Source organism: Yoonia sp. (assembly GCF_046498525.1).
Taxonomy (GTDB): Bacteria; Pseudomonadota; Alphaproteobacteria; order Rhodobacterales; family Rhodobacteraceae; genus Yoonia.
Genome location: NZ_JAWOAN010000213.1, coordinates 1 through 2,920, shown reverse-complemented (window position 1 = coordinate 2,920; position 2,920 = coordinate 1). Strand labels below are relative to the sequence as shown.

Annotated in this window: 4 protein-coding genes and 1 pseudogene; all 5 read right to left on the bottom strand. The window is 55.1% G+C overall.

What is annotated here, in order from left to right:
- Positions 1-138 precede the first annotated feature (138 nt).
- The gene (locus R6T97_RS13115; protein ID WP_410349748.1) at positions 139-972 is read right to left on the bottom strand and encodes a transposase; all 834 of its coding nucleotides are present in this window, start codon (positions 970-972) and stop codon (positions 139-141) included.
- Positions 973-1,126: 154 nt separating this feature from the next.
- A complete protein-coding gene (locus tag R6T97_RS13110) occupies positions 1,127-1,378 on the bottom strand; it encodes a CcdB family protein (protein WP_410349747.1) in 252 nt (83 codons plus the stop codon).
- Positions 1,378-1,599 (bottom strand): type II toxin-antitoxin system CcdA family antitoxin, encoded by a 222-nt coding sequence (locus tag R6T97_RS13105; RefSeq protein WP_410349746.1) that lies wholly within the window; start codon positions 1,597-1,599, stop codon positions 1,378-1,380. The genes R6T97_RS13110 and R6T97_RS13105 overlap by 1 nt, the downstream gene beginning before the upstream one ends.
- Positions 1,600-1,660: 61 nt before the next feature.
- Positions 1,661-1,807 (bottom strand): annotated as a pseudogene (locus R6T97_RS13100) (type IIL restriction-modification enzyme MmeI); the annotation flags it as partial.
- A gap of 221 nt (positions 1,808-2,028) precedes the next feature.
- A partial coding sequence (locus R6T97_RS13095; protein WP_410349745.1) for a hypothetical protein occupies positions 2,029-2,920 on the bottom strand: 892 nt, incomplete at its 5' end.

The following is a 2,920-nucleotide window of genomic DNA, read 5'->3' as shown; positions in this document are numbered from 1 at the left end:
ATATCAAGACTACAGTTTTCGCCGCAGCACTCGCGTTGACAGCCAATACAGCATTTGCTGGCGGGCTTTCACCTGCAATCACCGAAACGCCTTTGACGGAAGAGGCAATGGTTGCGCCGGCTGGCCCATCCATTGATCCTACATATATCGTGGTCGGCGTGCTTGCCGCATTGCTTCTCGCGGCAACTGTCGGGAGCGACGATGATAATGGTGGTAGTGAAATGGTGATGTCTGATTGCCTACCTTCCTGTTTCCCTGACTTCGAAACACCACTGGGAGACCTTCCATAAACATTGGTCGTCGCGCGTAATACTCCATTTCAAGGGCGGCAACTTTTTTGGTTGCCGCCCTTTTGCATGCCTGATCAGAACCGCTTCCAGAATGATATCGCAACACAAGATCCCCTCTGTATCCGGATCCGTTTTTCACGCTGATCGCATATGTGTCCTTGGCGATATCGCATTGTCCATGGCTTGGTCCGGTGGTAGTTTGTCCGTGCCGCAGCATGAACGCTGAAACGAGCTGTCGTTTGTGCCGGTGGTACTCTGCGGCATTTTCCCGAGCCCGTACCATGTCGCGCATCGCCTCATGCGTTTCATCCGAAACCCAAATGGGCGTCAGTTCCCCGGCGCGAAAAAGGCGGGCCAGTCGAATTGCATCCAGCCGGTCTGTCTTCACCCGCTCTCCAGCACGCACCGGAATTAACGAAGGCGCGACCACACAGCATTCGAAACCGAACGCGCGCACCTGCCGATAAAGGCCATATCCTGTGGGGCCTGCCTCATAGCATACCGAGACGGATGCCCCTCGCGCAGAAAGCATCTTGAGCAAGCGGCCAACTCTGGCAGGGGCGGTTTCAAATGTGCCCAAGCTGACAGCCTCGTCACGTAGCCCACCACCAGCAAGCGCAACTGCCAGCTTGTCTTTCGATACATCGATCCCGACATAAATCGTTGGTTGTTCTTTCGTCATGCCTTCCTCCATCGCTGTTAAACGGCATTCGCCGTAATGCGATCAGAATACAGGCTGATCCCTCAGACGCGTACCGCAGAAAACATGCAGTCTTACACCTATACCATCATCATAACCCTTGAAAAACCATATCAACTGCGCGGGTGATCTCGTCTTAATTGCCTGACAGGTCGCCCACTGCGGCACCAAGCGCAACGGTGCGAACGGCAGCCATGGATTGAACGATCAGCACAAACTGCCCATCGTCCAGCGAAATCACTGGGTTGAGGTGTTTCGCGGGCGGAGGGCTTTGGTCAAACGGCACCAACGGCGCGACCACACGGGTTTCAGTCCAGTCAAGAAAGTCACTTTGCAGATTCACCACTCGGCCGCCGCCGGGCATCTCATGTACGCTGAACCGCGCCATCAGAACTGCCGGTACTTTTCAAGCGGAAGGCCATGTTTTCCGACCCATGCGTTATATCCATCAAAAGCTGCACGGTTTTCTTCCAGCCATTGCGCGGCCTTTTGTTTGCGTACGGCGCCGCGCAGGCTGGCCACGAAGGTGACGGACAAATTGATGTTCAACGCACGGGCTTCATCGAGAAGCAGGGGATCGATAGTCAGGTTGGTTGCGCGTTTATTCATTTGTGCCTCCTGTGGGCAGATGATGCTCATTAATAACACACACAGGCGCGCCTGGCAAAGCTTAGACGCTCACCTTCGTCGTCAGCTGCGTATACATCTCGAAAAGTTTTTCTAGCCGTTCGGTGTCGCTGCGGAAGCGGCGGCCGATGTAGATGCGTTCCAGCACCTCGTCATTATCATCATGCGCGGCGCGGAGGTTGCTCGTCAAAAAGCACTGCCAGTACGTCATAATACCCCTTTGCCAGTGGAGCGGAAGGCAGTGCATGTTGCAATGGTTTCTGCGCCTTGCCTTTCTCAGCCCCAAAGCGTGCGGCCAGCAGCAGCCTTCCTAAAATTGTCTACTTAATGGGCCAATTATCGCGTCTTTTGCCGCATATTTACAAAGTCTGTAGACGCCATATTACGCAATCATTCCGTTGGAACCCGTGGTCACAAGTTCAGCCTTGCACGAACGTCCTCAAAACCTGGATCCTCTGCATACAGGCGTTCAAATTCGCGACGCGCCTGTGCCTTGCGACCAACTTGTTCGTAAAGAACCGCACGGTCATAACGAATCTGATGCAACAGCCCCTCGGGCCGGTTCTTGCGGCGGCGATTGGCCAATGTGAACACACCGATTGCAGCATCCGGCATGTCCATCGCGGACAGAGCACGGCCTCGATAAAGCAAGATGGCCGTATCGACAGGAGTTTCGTTTTCAACATGCGTTGTCGCGCGGACCACATCATCCATCAGTGCCCGGTCATTCGGCGTGTCGAGCGCCAACTCGGCAAAGGACAGCAGCACAATAGGGTCGGTCGCATCAATTTGCCGGAGCCGTTCAATGTGTACCATCGCATCTGCATCACTGCCCTGAAGCTGTGCAATCTCGACAAGCGCAAGCCGTGTGCCCCGCTCTCGGGGGAACACATGCGCAAATATATCCTCGGTGATCGGAAGGCTGATCTGGGCCGCGATCTCATATTTTGCAAACAGCTCGCCCAAGCCATAGAGCCGAGCTAACGCGTGTTCAAAATGCGATTTGGCGCGGTCAAACTCTTCACGGCGCAAGCGGATCATCCCCGCCATCCAAGCAGCGTCCGGCAGAGCACCCGTCTCTTCAAGGGCCGCCACCTGCGTCGGCAGGCTGTGCGTGGTCGAAACTATGTCGTCGAAGATTACAAAGGCCGCAGGATCGGGGATATCAAAACCGGCTGGAATAAAGCCCGCTTGCTGGCAACAGACCTCGCAGCCAAACATGGCATCAAAATCGACCTCTCCGATGTGACGCCACACACCCTGAAACACACAGCGATTACATGGGCGCTCCAACGCGGGGCAA

Bases quoted from the DNA above. Each gene is read 5' to 3' on its own strand.
- R6T97_RS13115 (WP_410349748.1), bottom strand. From the start codon at position 972: ATGACGAAAGAACAACCAACGATTTATGTCGGGATCGATGTATCGAAA.
- R6T97_RS13110 (WP_410349747.1), bottom strand. From the start codon at position 1,378: ATGGCGCGGTTCAGCGTACATGAGATGCCCGGCGGCGGCCGAGTGGTG.
- R6T97_RS13105 (WP_410349746.1), bottom strand. From the start codon at position 1,599: ATGAATAAACGCGCAACCAACCTGACTATCGATCCCCTGCTTCTCGAT.